Raw genomic sequence first — 21,683 nt, 5'->3', positions numbered from 1 at the left:
ACTATGCGACCACTGCTATTTTTGAAAAATAAAAACGAGATTTAACCAACTTCAACTAGAACTTCACACAGGCATTTACTACCTCGTAGTACCTCTTCCTTATACAGAGCTTCCTCCTTAATGATTATACAGATCAAGTAAGATATACGCATTAATCATTGAGTAAAGTTTATATAGATACGTCCTTATCTGTGAGTTTTCTAATTTTTGAATAATAGTATTGTATTTGGGTGGCAATGCTAGACTATTAAAAAACTTTATTCTACTCCTAAAAACACCTCTGTGAATCATTTTAATTTAATTATCTTGCTTATTCGTCTTAAAAACACCTATATGTCTTCACCATTACAAACAGAAATACTTCAATTAGCCAAACAAGATGACCGCATTAGGGCTGTTATTCTCAATGGTTACTAGCTTGGAAAATAGGAAGTGAACACCATTTTAGCGTTTCTATAGGCAAATCAGGTAAATTCATTAAAAACTACTTAAGCGATGAAGATTATAATCAGGTATTGAGAACCTATAGCAATGCTAATATTCAAAATACATGGGAAGCCTTTCACACAATGACTTCCTTCTTTCAAAAATTACAACTAGAATTAGGTAAGCGACTTGCCTTAAACACAAATGTAGAAGAGGCTGCGAATGCCTTACAGTATATCAATAGGATCTACCAAGATTAACAATTTAGCAATCCCTAATTAAGGCATAAAAAAAGCGACTAGCCTTTATCAGTTAGTCGCTTATAGATTATAATTAGCAAATTAGTTCTTCGTTCTATTGGTCACCAACTGTTTTAAAGCAGCCCATTGTCTCAACGTTGTTTTTGCTTCTTGCGCAGGATACCCTAATACGGTCTTACCAGCTTCTACATCTCCAGTCACTCCAGATCCAGCTCCTACTACAGCACCTTGTCCGATAGTAACGTGATCTTTGATAGAAGCACTACCCCCTATTACTACAAAGTCTTTTAACGTAACAGAACCGGCTAAGCCACTATTACCTGCCATAATACAAAATTTTCCTAATTCACAATTATGTCCTATCTGAACAAGATTGTCAATCTTACAACCATCACCAATAATGGTAGCACTAAACTTTCCTCTATCTACACATGAGTTAGCTCCTATTTCAACATAATTACCGATAACTACATTACCAATCTGAGGTATCTTCACTAACCCTAACTCAGGAGAAGGACAAAAACCAAAGCCATCAGCTCCAATCACTGCGTTAGGATGTAAAATACAATTATGCCCGATATGACTGCGCTCACGCACAATGACACCAGACCACAATATCGTATTATCACCAATCGTACTGTCATCTAATACAGTAACATTAGGATACATCTTTACATTTTTTCCGATTACTACATTCTCACCGATTACACAACCAGCTGCTATTCTAGCTCCTTCACCTATCACTGCTGTACTATCTATCGTAGCATTAGGATGAATATCTTCTTTAAAGACAGGCATCTTAGGTGCAAATAGAGTAAGTAACTTTGCCAATGCTAAATCAACATTATCTACTTTAATAAATGCTCTATCTATGCCTGGTAGAATAGAAATATCTTTATTTACAATCGCAATAGGAGCTTTTGACTCTCCCCATAAGCGTTCGTACTTTTTATTACCTATAAATGAGACTTGACATTCTTTGGCTTTTTCTAACTGCTCCGCTGTACTAATCTGTCTTAATGTACTTCCTACAACAACGCCATTCAAAACATCGTTCAATTCGGTTAAAGAGTATAATTTCATAATTGAAAAATAAAGTTTTTGAGTTTTATTTAATTAAAACGAATAAAACCAAAAAATATTATAACACAAAATGCTTTTTGTTTATTTTAATAAAAACAAAACATTCTACTACTTTAAAAAACAAAATTACCAAAAACAAGACAGTCACTTATTTCCTCAATAACTGTTTACTCAACTCTCCTACTCTTTTCAATTTAGCTTCTACGTCCTCAGACCAGGGTAAACCTATACACAATCGGATACAGTTCTCAAATTGTTCTTGTACTGTAAACATTCTACCTGGTGCGATACTTATTCCTTCTGCAATAGCTAAGTCATATAAATCCATCGCTTCAAGTGAAGGAGCAAGCTCAATCCACAATGACAATCCCCCTTGAGGACGATTCACCTTTGTCCCCAATGGAAAACTAGTAATAATAGTATTCAAGTATTTTTGATAATTGCTATAAATGTCTTTTCTAAGCTTTCGCAAGTGCTTATCATAATTACCTGATCGCATAAAGCTAGCTACAGCTTCTTGCATTAAAGAGGGCGTAGATATTAAATGTACTAACTTCTGATGCATAATCTTGTTTTTATACTTACCAGGCGACACCCACCCTACGCGATACCCAGGAGTTAAAGTCTTAGATACAGAGCTACACCAGATCACATTACCCGTCTTATCAAAGGCTTTACAACATTTAGGACGGTGATTGCCAAAATACATATCTCCATATACATCATCCTCTATTAAGGGGATATTGTGCTTCTCTAAAAGTTCTACTATTTCCTTCTTATTCTCATCAGGCATACAACTTCCCAATGGAGTATTATAATTAGAGATTAATAGACACATATCGATATGCTCTACTGCATCTTTAAGCGATTGTACAATGATACCTGATACAGGATCTGTGGGTAACTCAATCACTTTAAACCCTAAATCGATAGCCAGCTGAAAGATACCTGGGTAACAAGGACTTTCTATTGCAATGGTATCTCCTGGTTTTCCCAATGCTAATAAACACAGTGAGATAGCGCTCATGCTTCCATTAGTTGTAATAATATCTTCCTCTTTAAGACTACCTCCCCAAGTGATAGAACGCTGTGCAATCATTCTTCTCAAGTTTAGATTGCCTTGTACAGAATCATATTCTATTCCTCCATCTACTAACGACCTAGAGGCAGCTATAATTTCTTTCTTCATTTTAGCCAAAGGCAAAAAATCATCATATAACGTACTATACGAGAATAAAGTTAACTTTCTGTTTCCCATATTAGAATATACCTTGCGAATAATCTCTTTAGGCTCTCTGTTATTCGCTAACAAGATAGGATTACTAGGCTGAGGCAAAGGAATATCAGTGTAGGATAAGTTGCTCACAAAATATCCTGACTGAGGCTTAGACTCTATCAATGCCTGTGTCTCTAGTTCTAAATACACTCGTTTGGCTGTATTCATACTAATTTGATGTTCTGTACACAACATTCTAACAGAAGGGAGCCTATCTCCTTCTCTTAATACACCTGCTCTAATCTGACTAGCAATAGCCTCCGCTATCTTCAAATACAAATAATTCTGTTCCATAACAATCTTAACTGTGTCCTTCCAAAATTACAAAATTGATACTGTAACACATGCTAATACAGTCTATTTTTGTTAAAAATAAAACAGAAGAAAATGAAACAGACTAGTGTAATTGATTCAACACAACAAACTTCAACTAGTGGTTGGATCAATGGATTCATAGGAGTACTTCTATTCAGTGGTTCTATGCCCGCTACTAAAGTAGCTGTACTAGAACTAGACCCTATATTTGTAACAGCAACTAGAGCTGGTATTGCAGGTATACTAGCACTACTATGCCTATTGGTTTTTAAAGAAAAGAGACCTACCAAGAAACAATTGTTGCCTTTATTTATAGTTGCTATAGGTGGAGTTATTGGGTTTCCTTTATTATCTGCCTTAGCGTTACAATATATCACCTCAGCACATTCACTAGTATTCTTAGGTACCTTACCGATGTGTACTGCTGTATTTGCAGTATGGAGAGGTGGAGAAAAACCAAAGCCTATCTTCTGGTTATTCTCTATACTTGGATGTCTATTAGTCGTGGGATTTGCCTTTATGCAAGGAGTTACAAGTTCCCCTATAGGAGATATATTAATGCTTATCGCTATCTTATTATGTGGACTAAGTTATGCAGAAGGAGCTAAACTATCTAAATCTCTCGGTGGATGGCAAGTTATCTCTTGGGCAGTTGTATTATCTCTTCCCGTATCTATACCGATTATGCTGATCACAGCTCCTGAAGTACCTTCTCTAATAAGCAAAGAAGCATGGATAGGAGTGTCATATCTAGGAATATTTAGTATGTTTGTGGGGTTCGTATTCTGGTATAAAGGATTAGCACAAGGAGGTATTGCCTCTGTAGGACAACTACAGTTATTACAGCCTTTTTTTGGGCTGGCACTTGCAGCAAGTCTTTTAAACGAACAAGTAAGCACAGCTATGATTGCAGTAACTGTAGGCGTTATTCTATGTGTAGCTGGAAGTAAAAAATTCGGCTAGTAACCCCAATTACTAGCTATTTCAAACAGTGTAGAACAATACTGAAAGCAATCACCTTACTTTTGATATTTCCTCCTTCTGCACTGTTTATTTTTAGCAAGAAAGGGATTGGTTCTTGATTCTTAAACCCAGAATCCGCATTCACTCGATACTACGAATAAATTCAGAGCTGTTTTGTATAATTTACTCTCGTTAATAGGTCTATCGCGTATTCTGGGTTAAAATTGAACAAAATTACCACTCTTTACATCTTTAGGTAGTTCCTTAAATTTGCGTTTAAAAGCTGCAGTAAAATGAGTTGGATTCTTATACCCTACTTGTTGAGCGATATCTGCTATAGACAAGTCTTGTTCTATCAATAACTTCTGCCCTAGCTCCATACGCTCATCATAGAGATGATTAAAAATGGTAGTAGAGAACAATTCTTTAAACCCCCTTTTTAGCTTAAACTCGTTAATACATGCTAATCGAGAGAGTTCTCTTAAAGAATATGGGTTCTGAAGATTATTACTAACTAATTCTCTGACATAATAGAGCTTATCAATATCGCTTCTCGTCAGTGAACCACTTATCAAATCACATTTATAATCTCTACTATTCTTAATCACTAAAAGAAGAAGCTCTACAATCTTAGTCTCCAAATAAACCTTCTTCATCATACCCTCATAAGGATTATTGACTAGGTCATAAAGTAACTTCTTCATCTCAGGAACAATCATTAGATTAGAAGAAAAAGCACTTTCTCGCTCATTGTATAATGATTTACCAAAGTCTCCTAATAGTTCTAAATCTCCATTAAACACACGTTCTAAATAAGGTAATGTTAGTTCTATACCTATAGCACTGTAATTTTCTTCAACAGGATTAAAGGCTAATAAACCATCTATGTAGGGTAAGTGAAAAAAACTAAAGCGTCCTGTAGAAGTATTGACACGTTGTTTCTTATTCGATTGATAAAAGTGATCTCCTTGAAATAAAAAGAAAAGCTCTATATGCTTCTGGTCTTTAATAAATTGTTTTTGCTGTTTATTTTTATAACTTAAAGAAACACAATCTATATGTATGTCATCTAAATCTACTAATCGTATATTACCTTTCATACCATGTTCAATATAGTCTCTACTTACATCTATAACTGTTTCTTTTATCATCGCAACTACTATAAATACGTTTCTCTTATTTTAAGGTAACAAAGTTAATCAAAATACTTTATTTACATTTAATCTAAATAATATAGCTTATCGTTTTTTATTGATAAGAGTACTCGGTGTAACATTATAGCGTTTCTTAAAAGCAATAGTAAAATGTTGAGGGTATTCATAATGAAGTAATTCAGCAACTTTATTGACTGAGAATTTCTGTGAGGACAATAACTGATGGGCATACTCAAAACGCAAATCTCTAATATACTTAATCAAAGATGACTGATAATACTTCTTAAAATACTTTTTCAGTTTATACTCATTAATATAAAACCTCTGACTCAACATAGAGAATGTAATGTCTTGCAAAAAGTGATTATCTATCCATGTCTTAACATGTAATAACTTGTCTACATCAGACATTGTATTCGTTTCTAATAAAGGTACATCCTGATTATCTAAAGTCTCTTGTACACTTAATATCAAAAGCTCTGTTATTTTAGTCTCTAAGTAAATTAATTTTATATCTGGATGTACATCATTCTGAAGTACACTTAATAACAACTGATGTATCTCTACAGATATTTGCTTGGCATGAGTAAATAATGTTATTGTCTTATTTTCTTCTAATTCAGACAAAAAGTTAGATAATGCAGGTATTTTCGTTTTAACTAGAGTTGTGAAATAACTAATATCAAAGATTATTTCTATAACCCTTCGATTAGTTTTATACTTTAAATGACCATCTAATTCTGGTACATAAATTAAATTAAAACAATCTTGGGGTATTTCTATTACAGCATTCTCTGCTAAATAGCAAGAATACCCTTCTAGTTCAAACATCAGTTTAAACATATTCCTGCTATTCTTAATCCTTATTTCTCTTTCTGTTGTAAGAGTCCATTCTCCATAGCAGATAATAAATGAAGGATGGTCTATAAACTTCTGTTTTACAGGAATTCCGTTAAAGTTAAGTTTACCATATCTCTCCTTATACATTACACTATTACCCCACTCAATGCGGTTTGGAATATTCTTTAATACCTCTTGATATTGCTGATATAAAAGACTCATAACTCGTAGATTTATTAATACTTTTTGCGTAGATATAGACGCAAATTTACTACTATTTTCGCACGACAACAATTTGAATTAAATCTAAATAAATATCTAATCATTTAGTATTAGAAGTTTTTACACTTTAGTAATTCCATGCTATTACTATAATACTATTCTTAATTATGAAGAAAAAAGGTAAATCAACATTCTCCAAAATCATTGCTTGGCTACATTTATGGCCGAGTATTGTCGCTGGAATTATATTGGTATTCGTGTCTCTTACAGGAACTATCATTGTTTACGGAGACGAAATCATGCAATGGTCAGCTGGTAAAGAAGCCCGTTATATAGAGCCAAAAGGAACTCCACTAAAAATAGACGAAATAACTGCTATACACAAAGAGAAATTTCCTGGCCATAGCTTTTCTTACATCGTTGTAGATAAAGATCCTACTAAAAGCTGGATTATCAATACTGTTGATCTAAAAGATAGAAAATTAAAGTTTGTTTACATAAACCCTTATACAGGGGAAATTCTAAAACAGGACCATACTATCAGTTTCTTCTATGTCATGGCACAACTTCACTCTAATCTTTTAATGGGCAAAACGGGAGGTTGGATAGTCGCAATCTCTACTATTATATTTGTGTTAAGCACCTTGACTGGGTTAGTCCTTTGGTGGCCTAAAAAATGGACAAAAGCGACTAGAGATAGCAGTTTTAAGATTAAATGGAAAGCTAAATTTAAACGCCTAAATTATGACCTACACAATGTATTTGGTTTCTATAGTGCTATTATTTGCTTTCTACTTGGAATGACGGGTTTACTTATCTTCTTCAGCCCTTTAATGAAAGGAACTGTCAGTTTATTCGGAGGAGAAGGTAAAATGTGGTTCTATACCTTACAAGACTATCCTAGAGATCATGAAGCTACTAAAGACTTAGCCTTCTATGATACGAATGTTTTAATCCAAAAAGCATTTGACCTACATCCAGATAAAAAAATTGTCAGAATCTGGACTTATAATTATGACAATGTAAGCATCTATCCATTCTTTTTAGGAACTAATGCTGGTCTAAAAAGTGAAGAAGGAAAAGAGGCTATTTACTTTGACAAATTTACAGGAGAAATGGTCAATGACAGCAAAGAACAAAAGATCTACGATAAGGTAGACAACTTAGTTTGGCAAATACACATGGGGCAATGGTGGGGACAACTAGGTAAGTTCTCAACATTTATAGCTGGTATTATCGCTACTTCTCTTCCTATCACAGGATTCTTAGTGTGGTGGGGACGCCGAAACAAAAAATCAAAACCTAAAAAATAGTAATATTCATGAAAAAGCAACTAATAACTTTTGTATTACTAGCCTTAACCATCACGGGCTGTAAAGAAAGTCAAAAAGAAAAAGAAACTTCTAATTTTATAGAAGTAGAAAACAATGGAACAACAGTTCGAGTGCCAATACAACCTAAGACTGTAGCAGTCTTAGAAAGAGGTATTATGGAAAATATGAATGAATTACAAATTCCGTTTCAAGGAATGGCAAAAGAATTCACACCTAAGTATTTATTACATCTAGAAAAAGATAAAAGTATCGTAGATGTAGGAGCTGTATTTAAACCTAATTTTGACGCTGTAGCTAATTTAAGTCCTGACTTAGTATTTATGGATAATGCATTTCCGACAGATTATGATGAGATGGTAAAAATAGCGCCTACCTTAATGTTAGGAATCCCTCATAAAGGAGATAACTATCTAAAGTACATACAAGACAATATTCTTCTACTAGGAAAAATATATCAAGTCGAATCTAAAGCAGAAACACTTTCTAAAGATTTAGAGACTCGTTTAAGTGATTTAAAAGCTCTTATTGCTAAAAGTGATGCTAAAGCAATGGTGATCATCCACTCAGAAGGAAACTTCCGCTTATTCGACGAGAATACACGTTATGGTTTTATATTTAAAGACTTTGGAGTAAGAAGCGCTACCAATATTACCACAGAGATTGCTAATAATCATGGACAAATGATTAATAGTGAGTTTATCTTAGAACACAATCCTGATATCTTATTTATTATAGACCGAGATGCCATTGTACAAAACACTGATAAACCAACCCAAATAACCAATGCTCTACTAGAAAAAGTAACTGCGTATAAGCAGAATAAAGTCATCTATTTAGATCCAGATGCTTGGTTCTTATCTGGTTCTGGAGCTACCTCTTTCAAAATCTTCTTAGAAGATATTGCCAAAGGTTATCATTAACACCACCATAATAATTCTACAAAGAAAGCCTCTTAAAAATTGTTTAAGAGGCTTTATTCTTTTGTATTCTCCTATAAAGAGGGATTCTCTCTCCTATACTAGATTTATTTTTTTCTTCTTACTTCACTTGCTTTGTATTCGTCGCCGTCTGTAGTGTAAATTTTGAATCTTACTTCATATTCTTCAGGAACGTATACTACGATAGGTAATTTACCATTGTAACGTGTTAAATGAGGTTGTCCACTTACAAATAAGTTTCTCTTAGCTGCATCAGGGCATCCCATCATTGTAGAAGCTACATCACCTTTAGTAGTGAACACAAAATAACTATATCCCCATCCTTGAAGATCTTTTTCTTCTAAGGTCCCCATTAGATTAAAATGATTACATCCGTCTACCTCCATCATTTTACCAACTGTAAACTCAATCTTCTTATTATCATCTTTAGAAGAATGAGGTACTTCAATTACTACCTGCTTATATCCTTTCTCAGGAGCAGGAAAAATAGATACATCTGTTCTTGTGATTGTCTGTGCCATAGTTACAGTGATTAGACCAAAAAATACAACGATTAAACTTAAAACTTTTTTCATTTCTTTTTCTTTTTTAAGTAATAACTCTTATCACATATAGAGATAAAAGTTATTGTCATTATTAGTTAATAGCAAATTACAAAAAAAACACAAACCAACTTGTTAAATAGTATCTTATTTATAGTTAAATCCACAAACTGATTATAATAATACAATATTTATAAAGCTTTATCATGTAATTTAAAAAAAGAAAGCACAACTGAATTAACAATTGTGCTTTTTATAACTTATAGTTGAATAGTGTTATCCTATCTTCACTAATTTACTGTTTTCTTTCTCAGCAACCTCTTTTCTCAATAAGCTACTAGAGAAACGGTGATCTCTACTATTAAAATAAAGCTCTATTCCTTTTTCTTCACAGTATTTACGCCCAGTAAAATTCTTATCCTGGTACTCATCACCTAAAATACGAACATCTATCTTAAATGATCTTAAAATATCTTCTAGATCTTGTTCTGTAGCATATGGAACAATCTCATCAACAAACTTACACCCTTTAAGTTGTATATATCTTTCTACTACAGATTGTGTAGGTTTATTTTTCTCTGGTCTATCTAAAGTAGGATCTGTCTGTAATCCTACAATTAAAAAATCACATTGACGTTTTGCATCTTCCAACATCTTTACATGCCCAGCGTGCAATAAGTCAAATGCACTAAAAGTTATTCCTATTTTCATACTTGTTTTTTTTGCCTAGTTTTTAAACAGTAATAAAACAATTTATCAACCATTTATAAACTAGATTATATTTTATACCTTCTTTTATTTTCCCAAATTAGGATACAAATTTACTAATTATATTCACTTTATGTTAAAACGAGTTCAAAAAACCTTTAATTATATAAATAAAAAAATAATTAAGCATTATTATTATTTTTTCAAAACGCTTTTATTAAATATAAAATGACATTTAAAGAACAAATTCAACGTAGCACATTAGCCTAATAATGTACTATTTTTACACACAATGCCACAATTAATTTTTATTCTTTAGATTACAAAGATAAATACTCTTACCTCTTTTTTAATAAGGAATTCCGTAAAACAGCTATATTTTTTAGGGAAAGGTTTATAGTTTTATAGTACCTGTCTAGGTAGTCATCCTAGAATCAGTCTCTTATTTTGGATATTTAGCTCTACAATCAACAAGGGGTAGCCCATATTAAGGAAGTCAAAAAAACTGCAGCACAAATTCTTAGGGAAAAGAATAGAATGTGCTGCAGGTGGGGAAAATACAATTGCTCAGAAAAAATCTTCGCAAAATACTCTACACTGAGCTAGCTAAATGTAAAGCTTTCCTAATTAAAAATTTGTTGTTTTGAATTACAAATATAGGAAAAGGTTCTAATAATTACTTAATACTAAAGTACCAAAATATATCTAAAAAACACCACTTAAAACACTAATAATAAATACTCTAACACCTTACTAATACTAAAGTACCATATCATTTTTTAGGAAAAAAAAGCAGATACGATAGTTTTACTCAAAAAAAAGCACACTTTGCCCTAAAACTTCAATACGCGAATTTTTATTTTTAAAAAAGAGTTATTTTTGTCGCTTAAATCACTGACTAACAAAACATGAATGCCTTACACAGTCGTAAAAACAAGAGCTTATTACAGATATTACTAGTTTTACTACTACTCACACCTATCACTTATTGTTTAAGTCAAACAAACAATGAGCAGTTTAATTTTACAATAAATCAATTAGAATTCAAGGTATTAGACTATAACTCATCAACGCAATATTCTAAGGATAAAAAAGGAAATACTTGGTTAAAAATAACTATCTCGAAAGATTTATTAAACAAACCACTTATACTACAATTTCCTACAATTCACGTAAATAATTATAGTATTTATGCCAAACAGAAAGGTAAATGGGAAAAAACAAGCATAAATACTGACTTACAAGGAGGAGAAATAAGTCCACAATATCAAGAAAATCACTTCATCACTGATCATGAAGTAATATATTTTAAATCGAAATCTTCCTATGTTCATTATGGAAATTTCATACTTGTAGAGCGTGCAGAGTATAGAAGTATTATACTTAATACGATGATCAAAATAGAGATTTTTTATAGTTTATTCTTACTTTCTATAGCTTTAACCTTTGCCCTATATTCACTGTTTAAGGAAAAAGTCATTCTTATTTATTGTATATATATTGTATCTGTCTTTATTATATACTTAGTAGAAGATGGGTTACTCTATTACTTATACAATAGACAGTGTAACGAGTTGCTTATATTAGCTATATTTATGCCTATTAGCTGTTTAATTTTCTCCTTATTTCTATACTATTTTTTAGAAATACAAAGATTACCTGCAAAACTGAAATACTTTTATTTCTTTCAAGTGATATTATATATTGTATTAGGTATCTTACTTTATCAAACAAATAATTCACTATATTTCATTGTAATAGTATGTAGTACGCTAATATCTACTTTAATCACCTTGGCTCTTGTGTCAAAGTATTATAAGGAGGATGTATCTGTTCGTTTTATCACCTATTCATTTAGCGTAATTGCACTAACTTCAATGACATATTATCTTTCCATTTTTCTAGATAATCATTATCTTTCTTTTGTTGATAAGGATAAGATTCGGATAATCTATAGTATCGCATTTACTTTAGCAAGTTATTCCTTATGGATCAAAGTAAAGAAGCTTAAAACAGATCATGAATCCCTTAAAACTGAGTTTGAATATCTTAAAGCTAATCAATCAAAAAAGACTGACAAGGATATAGAAAATAAAGAGAAAGTTTCAAAGTCCCTTACAGAAAAAAACTCTTTAAAGGAGCAATCTTTTCAAGAAATATTAAAAGAAAAATACCTCTGTACTGATAGGGAAATAGATGTCATTATAGGAATATGGGATGGACTGTCTAACCAAGAAATAGCAGAAAAACTATCTATATCTCTTAGTACAACAAAACATCATGTAAGCAATGCATATACAAAACTAGATGTAAAAACTAGGAGTCAAGCATTACTTGTAAAAGAAACATTAGTTTTAAACAAATAAAGAAGAGCTACTAAAAAGTAGCTCTTCTTGCATTATTGTTCTTTTTATTATCTATCTATTCGTAAGAAATTCCCTGCTTTATCGAATATTAATTCAACTTCTTGTCTTCCTTTAACAATTTCGACCTGATAAGAATCATATTCTTTTTCTATAGTTTCTAAACGAAAATCTTTATAATTAGCGTCAATATATGTTAAGATATTCGCTGGAATAATACCCGCAGGTATGGCTGTATTTTGCTTTGTTTCTATTTCAATCCATTCACCTACTTGATTAAACTCTACTTTCACCCCATTAGCCAAATATACTTTATACTCATCTCCTTCTCTATCTAATTCTTTCTTTACTAAAGAAACTTCTACACCTGGGAAATTTGTTTTTAGAAAATCCTGAGCTTTTTGTGGTAACATTGCTTTTTCAATAAGCTCCTCATCTCTATCCAAATCTAAGTCTACACCAACAAATTCTTGTTTTGTGTTAAAAATCAGCTCCAATCCACTGCTTAACTTTACTTCAAAACCTCTATTCATGTCTCTATCTACTTCTACGATAAACAGATCTGAATAAGCATTAGTTACATACTCATATATATGAGGTACCTCCTTTTTTAAAAATTCTGTAGGTACTGCAGAATTATCTTCCATTTCTATTTCAGTCCAATTTCCTGCTTTGTCAAAGTCAATTTCTACTCTGTTATCTAATGTAGTTTTATAGGCAGAGTTATAATAATTTGGAGTACTTACCTTAGCAGTATGTCTTAAAGATGCATTTGGAAAAACAGTACTTAAAAAACTTTTAGATCCAGCTGGTAATTGTTCAGGCGAAATCGTTTCTACCTTGTGATCATTTCCATTATCATCACTACTACATGCTGTGAACCCTAAAGCCATTACCATCATTAACGCTAAAGCAATTTTTCTTTTTTTCATTTTCTTTTTCTTTTAATTATTTATTGATCTATTCTTTTAAATTTCCCGTCTTTTGAAAACTCTAATTCTAATCCATTACTTAACTTCACTTCATATTTTCGAGTTTCTTTCTCTATTTTAGTGATCGTCTCTCCTTTATAGTGGTCTGATACGTAAGTCACGATCGGAGAAAGAATAAACCCTGTTGGTAATGCATTATTATTACCATCTACTTCATCCCATTCACCAGATTTATCAAACTCTAATTCTACATTATCCATAAATTTTACCTTATAAGATACAGATAAGAAGTCCTCATCCTTCTCTATCCTACTCACCTCTTTATCTTTAAAGTAAGTGTCTATAAAACCACTTGCTTTCTTAGGTAACTCACTCTTAGTGATGATCACATCTTTAGCTAATGTCGATTGTGAAGCTAATAAAGCCACTGACATAAATAATCCTGCAAATAATGTTTTTAAACTTCTCATAGTAATTCTTTTTTTAGTTTTACATGACAAACTTAGGAACAGATTCTGGAAAGAATTGGGAATAACTATTTTTTACAATAAAAATTAAAATTCTTAAAAAAATAAAGGACAGCTTAATTAGCTATCCTCTTATACTATAATTAATCACTAAATATGGTAATTTGAATAATAGACTGTAAAAGAATGCTTATCGTCAAACTGATACTTGATAGAAAGTCCCTTAGTCACTTTTATAATCGTGTGTACTAGAGCAAGCCCCAGTCCTGTAGATTGCTCATTTGTAGTACTTCTAAAAAATCGATTATATATCAAATTTTCATCTAATGGAGTTGGTATTAAACTAGTATTACTAATCCTAAAGTAATGATTGGTAATCTCTACCTCTACCACACCTCCATGCATATTATGTATCAATGCATTTTTTAATAAATTCTGTACAAGAGTAATTGACAATCCCTTATCCATATTGACTATAAAAGGTTTCTCTTCTTCTTTAACAACTATACTCACAGCTTTAAACTCAAAAAAATCTTCAAAATCTTCTATAATCTCTTTTATAATTTCATTAAAATTAATGTCCTGGTAATTAACAAATTGGTTATTCTCTATTTTAGCCAACATCAATAGAGATTTGTTCAGTTTAATAAGTCTTCTCAGAGTCTGATGAATAGATTGTACCTGTAGCATCTGTTCTTCATTTAACTCTTCTTTTTCAGCCATTAATTCTAACTTATTACTCATGATCGCTAAAGGAGTCTGAGATTCATGGGCAGCATTAGATACAAATGCTTTTTGTTGTTCAAAAGTGTTTTCTATACGCCTTATCATCTTATTAATCTCCAACTGGAGATCTGCAAATTCTCGAATCGGTGTCTTTGTCTCCTCAGTCACCACCTCTTTACCTATTGTATAATTCTTTAGATTATCTAGTAATTTATAAAACGATCTCCAAACTACTTTCTTCAAAATGAAATAATTAATTAAGAATATACTGATAATTAACATCAAGTATAATGCACCAACAGCAATACCAAAATCTCCTAATAAATCATCTGCTTCTATAGTAGAAGTACGTATCTCTAATAAAAAATTATCTCCATTCTTATCTTCAAAAGTAGTGGTCAGCATACGTACAGGCTCCTCATTATCATCTACATCCATATAGATCATCTCGGTCGTGAATACATTCTTTCTAGAATAATCGCCTGGCGCTAATGGAGTAATTCTAAAACCACTTGCTCCAAATGACTGTATACTCGTAATACTAGGATTATTATATGCTTTTTTTACAATCTCACTTTTTGAATTTTTCAATCCATCATCTATATTATCATAGACTTCTTCTGTCATGAATGCGTAAAATATAAGCACCCAAACAGTGAGGACTATTACAATACCAATAGATAAATATCTAAGTGTATAATTATGTAACTTCATAACTTACTCACTAACTAATTTATATCCCATTCCATACACTGACTGAATATTTACTTCTGCGTGATGGCTCTTTAGTTTTTTTCTCAAATTTTTCACTTGAGAGTATACAAAATCATAACTATCTGCCTCATCCATATTATCTCCCCATATATGCTCTGCAATAGAAGATTTGGTCACTAACCTATTTGCATTCACTACAAAATAGTATAATAATTCAAACTCTTTATTATTAAGTGACATCGCACTTCCCTGTACTACTACCGTTCTCTCATCTATAAAAATCTCTATGTTATTCCATTTTACACTCTGAAATCCCTGTTGATTCTTTCGTCTCAAAACAGATTTTATTCGAGCTAATAACTCAGATAAATGAAATGGCTTAGTAAGATAATCATCAGCTCCTAACTCTAATCCTAATACTTTATCATCAATAGAATCTTTAGCTGAAATAATAATAACAGAGTCTGCTTTTCCTATCGATTTTATCTCTCGTAGCAAGTCTATTCCATTACCATCTGGAAGCATAATGTCTAATAAAATACAGTCATAATCATATCCTACTAGCTTCTCTATCCCTATCTTATAATTACTAGCTACTTCGACCAAATAAAACTCTTTTTCTAAGGACTCTTGTATGATATCTCTTAATTCCTGTTCGTCTTCAATAACCAAAATTTTCATATCTCTCTATTATTAACTACTAATATACAAGTTATCTACTAAATGTTTTTCTTTTTCTATTACAATAAACAATGAAAAACTAATATCCATAATTCTTAAACGCAAACTACCTATCTTTATGTATTAAAAACTCTTTACTTATACCTAACGATTAAATGATGTAACTGATGTACAATACAAATAGACTACAAATCTCTCCACTGTCTCATCGCGATAATTCCTTTATTATAGAATTAGTAAACACTCCAGGATGGCTTAAATACATAGGAAATAGAGACATCTATACTGCAATAGATGCTCAGATGTATATACAGAACATATTAGATAATCCACAGTGTCAATACTGGGTGATTAATAGAAAAGATGATGGCAAACCAATAGGGTTAATCTCTCTGATTAAGCGAGACTACTTAGATCACCATGATATAGGCTTTGCCTTCATACCTACTTGTATTGGGCTAGGATATGCTTATGAAGCCACTAGTTACATAATCAAAAAAACACTCAAAGATGAAAGGTATAAAACCCTATATGCTATAGCACTTCCTGACAATAAGAGCTCGATTAAACTTTTAAATAGATTAGGTTTTACTTTTATAGAAACAATAAAATCACCTGAAGAAGTACTCAGTTTATTTAAAATACAACATTTTAATTATTGATATCTAACACATTGTAAAATACTTAATACTACAATTTAAAAAAAATCCCTTTCCGTAATGTATTAACGCAAAAGAACATTTCGTTTATAGACTTTTATTCATACAATACTTAGCCAAAAGCAAACGCGTTTATTAGGAAAGGGAGTAAAATCGCATGAAGTACTAAGTCCCCACAATTCCTTCATACGCCGACAAAATTATAGATTTTTGCAAGAGTTTCCACCATGATAACAAATAATTATTAACCACTTCATCAACAATTCATTTTTCACCACTTAATCACATAAATTAACATATTATAATGCTAATTTATTCTAACATTAAGTACAATTATTCAATCTAAAAGTCGCCTATTGCGTAAATCCAAATTTAAAATCGCACTAATTACACAACTTTTTTCTTAAATTTAATGATCAAGTATGCAAATACTGCCTATTTTTGTCTTTCAATTATAAAAAAACAAATTCAAAATACCCTTTCTCTCTTCCCTATAATCATAAAAAAACTGATCCAAAGATATACTTCAGATCAGTCATATAATTTCAATAATCAAACTCTATTTTTACTTCTTTGCAAAAGTCAATACAACCATATCACCAGAACGCATAATTAAGTGATTATCTACAATATCATAATGCGTCACAGACTTTAGAGCATCCATAAACTCTCTATCTGCAACTCCTTCACAAAACATCATTGTAGAAGCCATTTTATCACCTAGCTTGATGGCGTTTCCTTCTTTTAATTCAAATCCTCCATGAATGTTATTACACCCATCATTTCCATAAACTTTCTTATCCTTAACTTCAAAACTTAAGCTTGGATGCTTCATTGAAAAAAGTGTACTCAGTTCTTTACCAGAAGTTGCTGGAGTTGTAATAGAACTTAACACCCACTCTCCTTCTAAATTTTTACTCATATCTACTTTTTTCTCTACTGTTACAGTAGTAATTTCTCCTGCTGTTTTACAGCTTACAGCTGTTAAGGCTAAAACAGCACTTAGTAATACTAATGTCTTTTTCATCTTACTTTTATTTATTATATTTTCCCTTTTTCAAGGTTATTAGCAAATTTACCATTTCATATCACAGTCTATAATAAAGAATTCTTAAAATTTCAATATTCTAACTAATTCTAAAGAATATCTCTCGTCAAAACATAAATAATTACACAAAAAAAGAGGGCTACTTGTATTACAAATAGCCCTCTTATTATCTCTTAAATATACTAAGAATACATTTTTACTCTTAATTCTTTTACTTTTGGATCATCTAAATAATCGTCGAAAGTCATATATCTATCAATAGCTCCATTAGGTGTCAACTCTAAGATACGTGTTCCTACTGTCTGTGCAAACTCGTGGTCATGCGTAGTTAATAAGATAGTTCCCTTAAAGTTTTTCAATGTATTATTGAATGCAGTAATAGACTCAAGGTCTAAGTGGTTCGTAGGCTCATCTAACATTAATACATTAGCTCTCATCATCATCATACGAGATAACATACAACGCACTTTCTCTCCTCCTGATAATACACGCCCAGTCTTAAGTGCCTCTTCCCCAGAGAAGATCATCTTACCTAAGAATCCACGTACATATACTTCATCTCTTTCTTCTTCTGTTTTTGCCCATTGACGTAACCAGTCTACTAAAGTTAAATCATTATCAAAAAACTCGTGATTCTCTACTGGCAAGTAAGATTGTGTTGTAGTGATTCCCCACTCATACTTACCTGCGTCAGCCTGTCTCTTTCCATTTAGGATTTCGTAGAATGCTGTAGTAGCACGAGAGTCTTTTGAGATAACTACTAGTTTGTCTCCTTTAGCCATATTTAGATCGATATCTTTAAATAATACCTCTCCATCGATAGAAGCAGATAATCCTTCGATATTTAAAATCTGATCTCCAGCTTCTCTATCTGTATCAAATATAATAGCAGGGTATCTTCTAGAAGATGGCTTAATATCGTCTAATTTTAATTTGTCAATCATCTTCTTACGAGAAGTTGCTTGTTTAGACTTCGCAACGTTCGCACTAAAACGACGGATAAACTCTTCTAGTTCTGCTTTTTTCTCCTCAGCTTTCTTATTTTGTTGAGCTCTTTGTTTAGCCGCTAACTGACTTGACTCATACCAGAATGTATAGTTACCTGAGTAATGGTTAATCTTACCGAAGTCAATATCAGACACATGCGTACACACAGCATCTAAGAAGTGACGGTCGTGAGATACTACTAATACTGTGTTCTCATAATGAGCTAAGAAATTCTCTAACCAAGCGATTGTCTCAAAGTCCAAGTCGTTGGTAGGCTCATCCATAATCAACACATCAGGATTACCAAATAAAGCCTGTGCTAATAACACACGTACTTTTAACTTAGCATCCATCTCTGCCATAGGCGTATAATGAAAATCTTCTGATATACCTAAGTTAGACAATAGCGTAGCTGCTGCTGATTCGGCATTCCATCCATCCATTTCATCAAAACGGATCTGTAACTCTCCGATACGGTCAGCATTTTCGTCTGTATAGTTTAAGTAAAGCTCATCCATCTCTTTCTTAACATTATACAAATCTTTATTCCCCATCATTACAGTTTCAAGAACTGTATATTCGTCAAACATATTGTGGTTCTGATTAAGAACTGACATACGCTTTCCTGGTTCTAGAGAAACATGACCTGATGTAGGGTCGATATCTCCTGATAATATTTTTAAGAATGTAGATTTACCAGCACCATTAGCACCAATAATACCGTAGCAGTTACCTTGAGTAAAAGTTACATTAACTTCGTCAAATAAAATTCGTTTACCAAACTGAACTGACAGATTCGAAACTGTTAACATTATTATCTTTTAATTTAAATTGCCTACAAAATTACTAATTTTATATTTAGAAACATCTATAAATAAAACTTATCGCTTATCCTAACCACTTTAACCAATCATTAACAAGATAAAACACGCGTAAAACTTAAATTTGCTTATATTATCTCTCGAACAAATAGTCATTTAGCTAATGCAGAAAAAACTACTTAATACAAATTTATTATTCCTTTTTATCCCTCTTATAAGCCTTTTAGCTTCTTGTCAAAAGAAATTTGATCCCAAGGATTATAGTGCATATATACAGGGTGAGATTATAAATCCTACTTCTAATTATCTTTTATTCTGCAAAGACAATGAGGTAATAGACACTTTGTTCCTAGATAAAAACAATAAGTTTTACAAAAAATTCGATTCTTTAACCCCAGGAATGTATATATATAAGCACAATCCTGAGTTTCAATACGTCTATTTCGATAAAAACGACAGTCTGACACTACGCCTTAACTCTAGAGATTTTGACCATTCTATCATCTTCTCTGGTAGAGGGGCCGAAAAAAATAATTTTTTAATGAATCTGACGGTTAGAAATATCATGGATGAGAGCGAAGGCTATAGCGCTTTCGATGTATCACCAGAGAAATTTAATCGTCGAATAGACTCTGTACATGCTGCCAGGACTACTTACTATCTAAGAAATAAAGCTATCATTAACTGGTCTGACAACTTTGACCTATATGCAAAAGCTAAACTTGACTTACACTTCTTTGCATTAAAAGAGCTATACCCTACTGCACATTATGTGAGAACAGATGAGGATGTAAGAGATAAACTACCTGCAGACTATTATGGATTTAGAAAAAAAATAAACTTCAATGATGAACGTTTATTAAAATACTCTTCATTCACTAAATATCTAGCTATTATGCTAAACTCTATTGTGAATGAACCGGAACAAACCATTATACCAGATAACAAATTTGATAAATATATCGATAAACTTAATATAGTAGACACCTTGATCAGAAATGATAAAGTAAAAAATGCTATCTTAGACAATATTGCGTTTATCTACTTATTAGAAGATCAGAATCTGAATAATAATGATAAATTCTTAGAACGATACTTTGAACTATCTACAGATAAGAATCAACACAATGAAATTATTCAGATTCAACAAGCTATTCAAAATCTGAAATATGAGAAGAAGTTACCCGAAGTTCCTCTAGTTAATACTAAAAATCAGAGAGTATCGATCAACTCTATTATCAATAAAAGAACTCTAATGTTCTTCTGGACTAAAAATGGAATAGCACATGCTGATGCTGCACATCAAATAGCAGCAGAACTAAAAGCAGAAATACCGAATATAGAAATCATTTCGATCTGTATAGATGGTGAACATGGAGAATGGCTAAATATATTAAGACGCTTCCCTTCTAATGGTATTATAGAGCTTAGATCTGATGACTTTAATCTAATGAAAGATCAATGGATTATCACTAAGATTCAGCGATGCATGATATTAGATAAAGATGGCTCTATCATAGATCCATTTGTCAATATCTTTGACAAGAATTTTGAAACAATTTTAAAGCAATAATAAAATAAAGCAATAGCCCAACCACTTGGTTGGGCTATTGCTTTTATTATCCTCCTGTCTTGCTTTGCATAAAACAGAACCAGGTATATCGTGACTCATTAATGACTCCGTTTAAATGACTCTTTTAACGGAGGCACTACGGACTCATAACGGACTCATAACGGACTTAGAACGGACTTAAATCAAGGGAGACATGTCTCGTCCTGCTATAACTGTACAGCTATAGTTCTACTTTTATATTCTGCTGTCTATTTTCGACAAAATTCATCTATTATACCTAAGACAGCTGACACTCTATATAGCATGTAGTACTCGCTATTTTAAATAAGAAAACATCAACTTCTACCGCATAATTAGAGAGAATTGACAAAATTCAAAACTCGAAAAGGTTTCAAATCCCTTGTAAAATCAAGAAAAACCAAAGAAATTGACATTTTCCACCAATTATAAACCTCTTGATATCAAACCATTGATTTATTTACAAAAAAAAGTAATATTTTACCTTGGTACTTTTAAATAAAAAGCAATATATTTGCCACGTCAAAAAAACCAAGGTATACACCTTCTAAAATTGACAATTTTTAATCTCTTTTATAAAGATTAAATGGTCCAATAGCTCAGCTGGATAGAGCAACTGCCTTCTAAGCAGTA

The 21,683-nt window shown here is 31.9% G+C and carries 18 protein-coding genes and 1 pseudogene; 7 read left to right on the top strand and 12 right to left on the bottom strand.

The window, feature by feature from the left end; genetic code table 11:
- Positions 1–419 precede the first annotated feature (419 nt).
- Positions 420–686, top strand: a pseudogene (locus tag AABL85_RS14335) (aminoglycoside 6-adenylyltransferase); the annotation flags it as partial.
- Positions 687–767: 81 nt separating this feature from the next.
- Here AABL85_RS14335 and lpxD read toward each other — a convergent pair.
- Entirely contained in the window at positions 768–1,769 is a 1,002-nt protein-coding gene (lpxD, locus tag AABL85_RS14330; protein WP_225600553.1) for a UDP-3-O-(3-hydroxymyristoyl)glucosamine N-acyltransferase, read from the bottom strand.
- 148 nt (positions 1,770–1,917) lie between these two features.
- Complete coding sequence (locus tag AABL85_RS14325) at positions 1,918–3,339, bottom strand: PLP-dependent aminotransferase family protein (RefSeq protein ID WP_341310581.1); 1,422 nt, start codon at positions 3,337–3,339, stop codon at positions 1,918–1,920.
- A gap of 93 nt (positions 3,340–3,432) precedes the next feature.
- Here AABL85_RS14325 and AABL85_RS14320 point away from each other — a divergent pair, with 93 nt between their 5' ends.
- A complete protein-coding gene (locus AABL85_RS14320) occupies positions 3,433–4,323 on the top strand; it encodes a DMT family transporter (protein WP_341310580.1) in 891 nt (296 codons plus the stop codon).
- 218 nt (positions 4,324–4,541) lie between these two features.
- Here AABL85_RS14320 and AABL85_RS14315 read toward each other — a convergent pair whose 3' ends face one another.
- Both AABL85_RS14315 and AABL85_RS14310 read right to left on the bottom strand, forming a co-directional pair.
- A complete protein-coding gene (locus AABL85_RS14315; RefSeq protein ID WP_341310579.1) occupies positions 4,542–5,474 on the bottom strand; it encodes an AraC family transcriptional regulator in 933 nt (310 codons plus the stop codon).
- Between the two features lie 87 nt (positions 5,475–5,561).
- A complete protein-coding gene (locus AABL85_RS14310; protein WP_341310578.1) occupies positions 5,562–6,539 on the bottom strand; it encodes an AraC family transcriptional regulator in 978 nt (325 codons plus the stop codon).
- A gap of 167 nt (positions 6,540–6,706) precedes the next feature.
- On the opposite strand from AABL85_RS14310, the gene AABL85_RS14305 reads away from it, so the two are divergent.
- Positions 6,707–7,852, top strand: a complete 1,146-nt coding sequence (locus tag AABL85_RS14305) for a PepSY-associated TM helix domain-containing protein (RefSeq protein WP_341310577.1) — start codon at positions 6,707–6,709, stop codon at positions 7,850–7,852.
- An 8-nt stretch (positions 7,853–7,860) separates the two neighbouring features.
- The gene (locus AABL85_RS14300) at positions 7,861–8,793 is read left to right on the top strand and encodes a siderophore ABC transporter substrate-binding protein (protein WP_341310576.1); all 933 of its coding nucleotides are present in this window, start codon (positions 7,861–7,863) and stop codon (positions 8,791–8,793) included.
- A 104-nt stretch (positions 8,794–8,897) separates the two neighbouring features.
- On the opposite strand, the gene AABL85_RS14295 is transcribed toward AABL85_RS14300, so the two are convergent.
- Both AABL85_RS14295 and AABL85_RS14290 read right to left on the bottom strand, forming a co-directional pair.
- Positions 8,898–9,386: an ecotin family protein gene (locus AABL85_RS14295; RefSeq protein ID WP_341310575.1), complete on the bottom strand. Its 489-nt coding sequence runs from the start codon at positions 9,384–9,386 to the stop codon at positions 8,898–8,900.
- Positions 9,387–9,629: 243 nt separating this feature from the next.
- A complete protein-coding gene (locus AABL85_RS14290) occupies positions 9,630–10,064 on the bottom strand; it encodes an adenylyltransferase/cytidyltransferase family protein (RefSeq protein ID WP_006258385.1) in 435 nt (144 codons plus the stop codon).
- A 905-nt stretch (positions 10,065–10,969) separates the two neighbouring features.
- On the opposite strand from AABL85_RS14290, the gene AABL85_RS14285 reads away from it, so the two are divergent.
- Positions 10,970–12,427: a LuxR C-terminal-related transcriptional regulator gene (locus tag AABL85_RS14285; RefSeq protein ID WP_341310574.1), complete on the top strand. Its 1,458-nt coding sequence runs from the start codon at positions 10,970–10,972 to the stop codon at positions 12,425–12,427.
- Positions 12,428–12,474: 47 nt separating this feature from the next.
- Here the strand turns inward: AABL85_RS14285 and AABL85_RS14280 are convergent, their stop codons facing one another.
- From AABL85_RS14280 to AABL85_RS14265, 4 genes are all read right to left on the bottom strand, one after another.
- Positions 12,475–13,356, bottom strand: coding sequence for a PepSY-like domain-containing protein (locus AABL85_RS14280; RefSeq protein WP_341310573.1), 882 nt, complete (start codon positions 13,354–13,356; stop codon positions 12,475–12,477).
- Between the two features lie 20 nt (positions 13,357–13,376).
- Positions 13,377–13,826 carry a PepSY-like domain-containing protein gene (locus tag AABL85_RS14275; protein WP_341310572.1) on the bottom strand — a complete coding sequence of 150 codons (450 nt, stop codon included), beginning with the start codon at positions 13,824–13,826 and terminating at the stop codon, positions 13,377–13,379.
- Between the two features lie 147 nt (positions 13,827–13,973).
- Positions 13,974–15,176: a HAMP domain-containing sensor histidine kinase gene (locus AABL85_RS14270; RefSeq protein WP_341310571.1), complete on the bottom strand. Its 1,203-nt coding sequence runs from the start codon at positions 15,174–15,176 to the stop codon at positions 13,974–13,976.
- Positions 15,177–15,266: 90 nt separating this feature from the next.
- A complete protein-coding gene (locus tag AABL85_RS14265; RefSeq protein ID WP_341310570.1) occupies positions 15,267–15,944 on the bottom strand; it encodes a response regulator transcription factor in 678 nt (225 codons plus the stop codon).
- A gap of 167 nt (positions 15,945–16,111) precedes the next feature.
- On the opposite strand from AABL85_RS14265, the gene AABL85_RS14260 reads away from it, so the two are divergent.
- Complete coding sequence (locus AABL85_RS14260) at positions 16,112–16,606, top strand: GNAT family N-acetyltransferase (protein WP_341310569.1); 495 nt, start codon at positions 16,112–16,114, stop codon at positions 16,604–16,606.
- A 562-nt stretch (positions 16,607–17,168) separates the two neighbouring features.
- Here AABL85_RS14260 and AABL85_RS14255 read toward each other — a convergent pair.
- Together AABL85_RS14255 and AABL85_RS14250 are read right to left on the bottom strand one after the other, a co-directional pair.
- Positions 17,169–17,630, bottom strand: coding sequence for an META domain-containing protein (locus tag AABL85_RS14255; protein WP_341310568.1), 462 nt, complete (start codon positions 17,628–17,630; stop codon positions 17,169–17,171).
- A gap of 203 nt (positions 17,631–17,833) precedes the next feature.
- The gene (locus AABL85_RS14250) at positions 17,834–19,450 is read right to left on the bottom strand and encodes an ABC-F family ATP-binding cassette domain-containing protein (protein WP_341310567.1); all 1,617 of its coding nucleotides are present in this window, start codon (positions 19,448–19,450) and stop codon (positions 17,834–17,836) included.
- Between the two features lie 172 nt (positions 19,451–19,622).
- Between AABL85_RS14250 and AABL85_RS14245 the strand changes: the two genes are divergently transcribed.
- Positions 19,623–21,032 carry a thioredoxin-like domain-containing protein gene (locus AABL85_RS14245; RefSeq protein ID WP_341310566.1) on the top strand — a complete coding sequence of 470 codons (1,410 nt, stop codon included), beginning with the start codon at positions 19,623–19,625 and terminating at the stop codon, positions 21,030–21,032.
- The last annotated feature ends 651 nt before the right edge of the window (positions 21,033–21,683 follow it).

The sequence above is a fragment of the Myroides odoratimimus genome, assembly GCF_038039805.1.
Classification (GTDB): Bacteria; Bacteroidota; Bacteroidia; order Flavobacteriales; family Flavobacteriaceae; genus Flavobacterium; species Flavobacterium odoratimimum_B.
The sequence above is the reverse complement of the archived record's forward strand: the minus strand, read 5'-3'. Positions and strand labels throughout refer to the sequence as shown.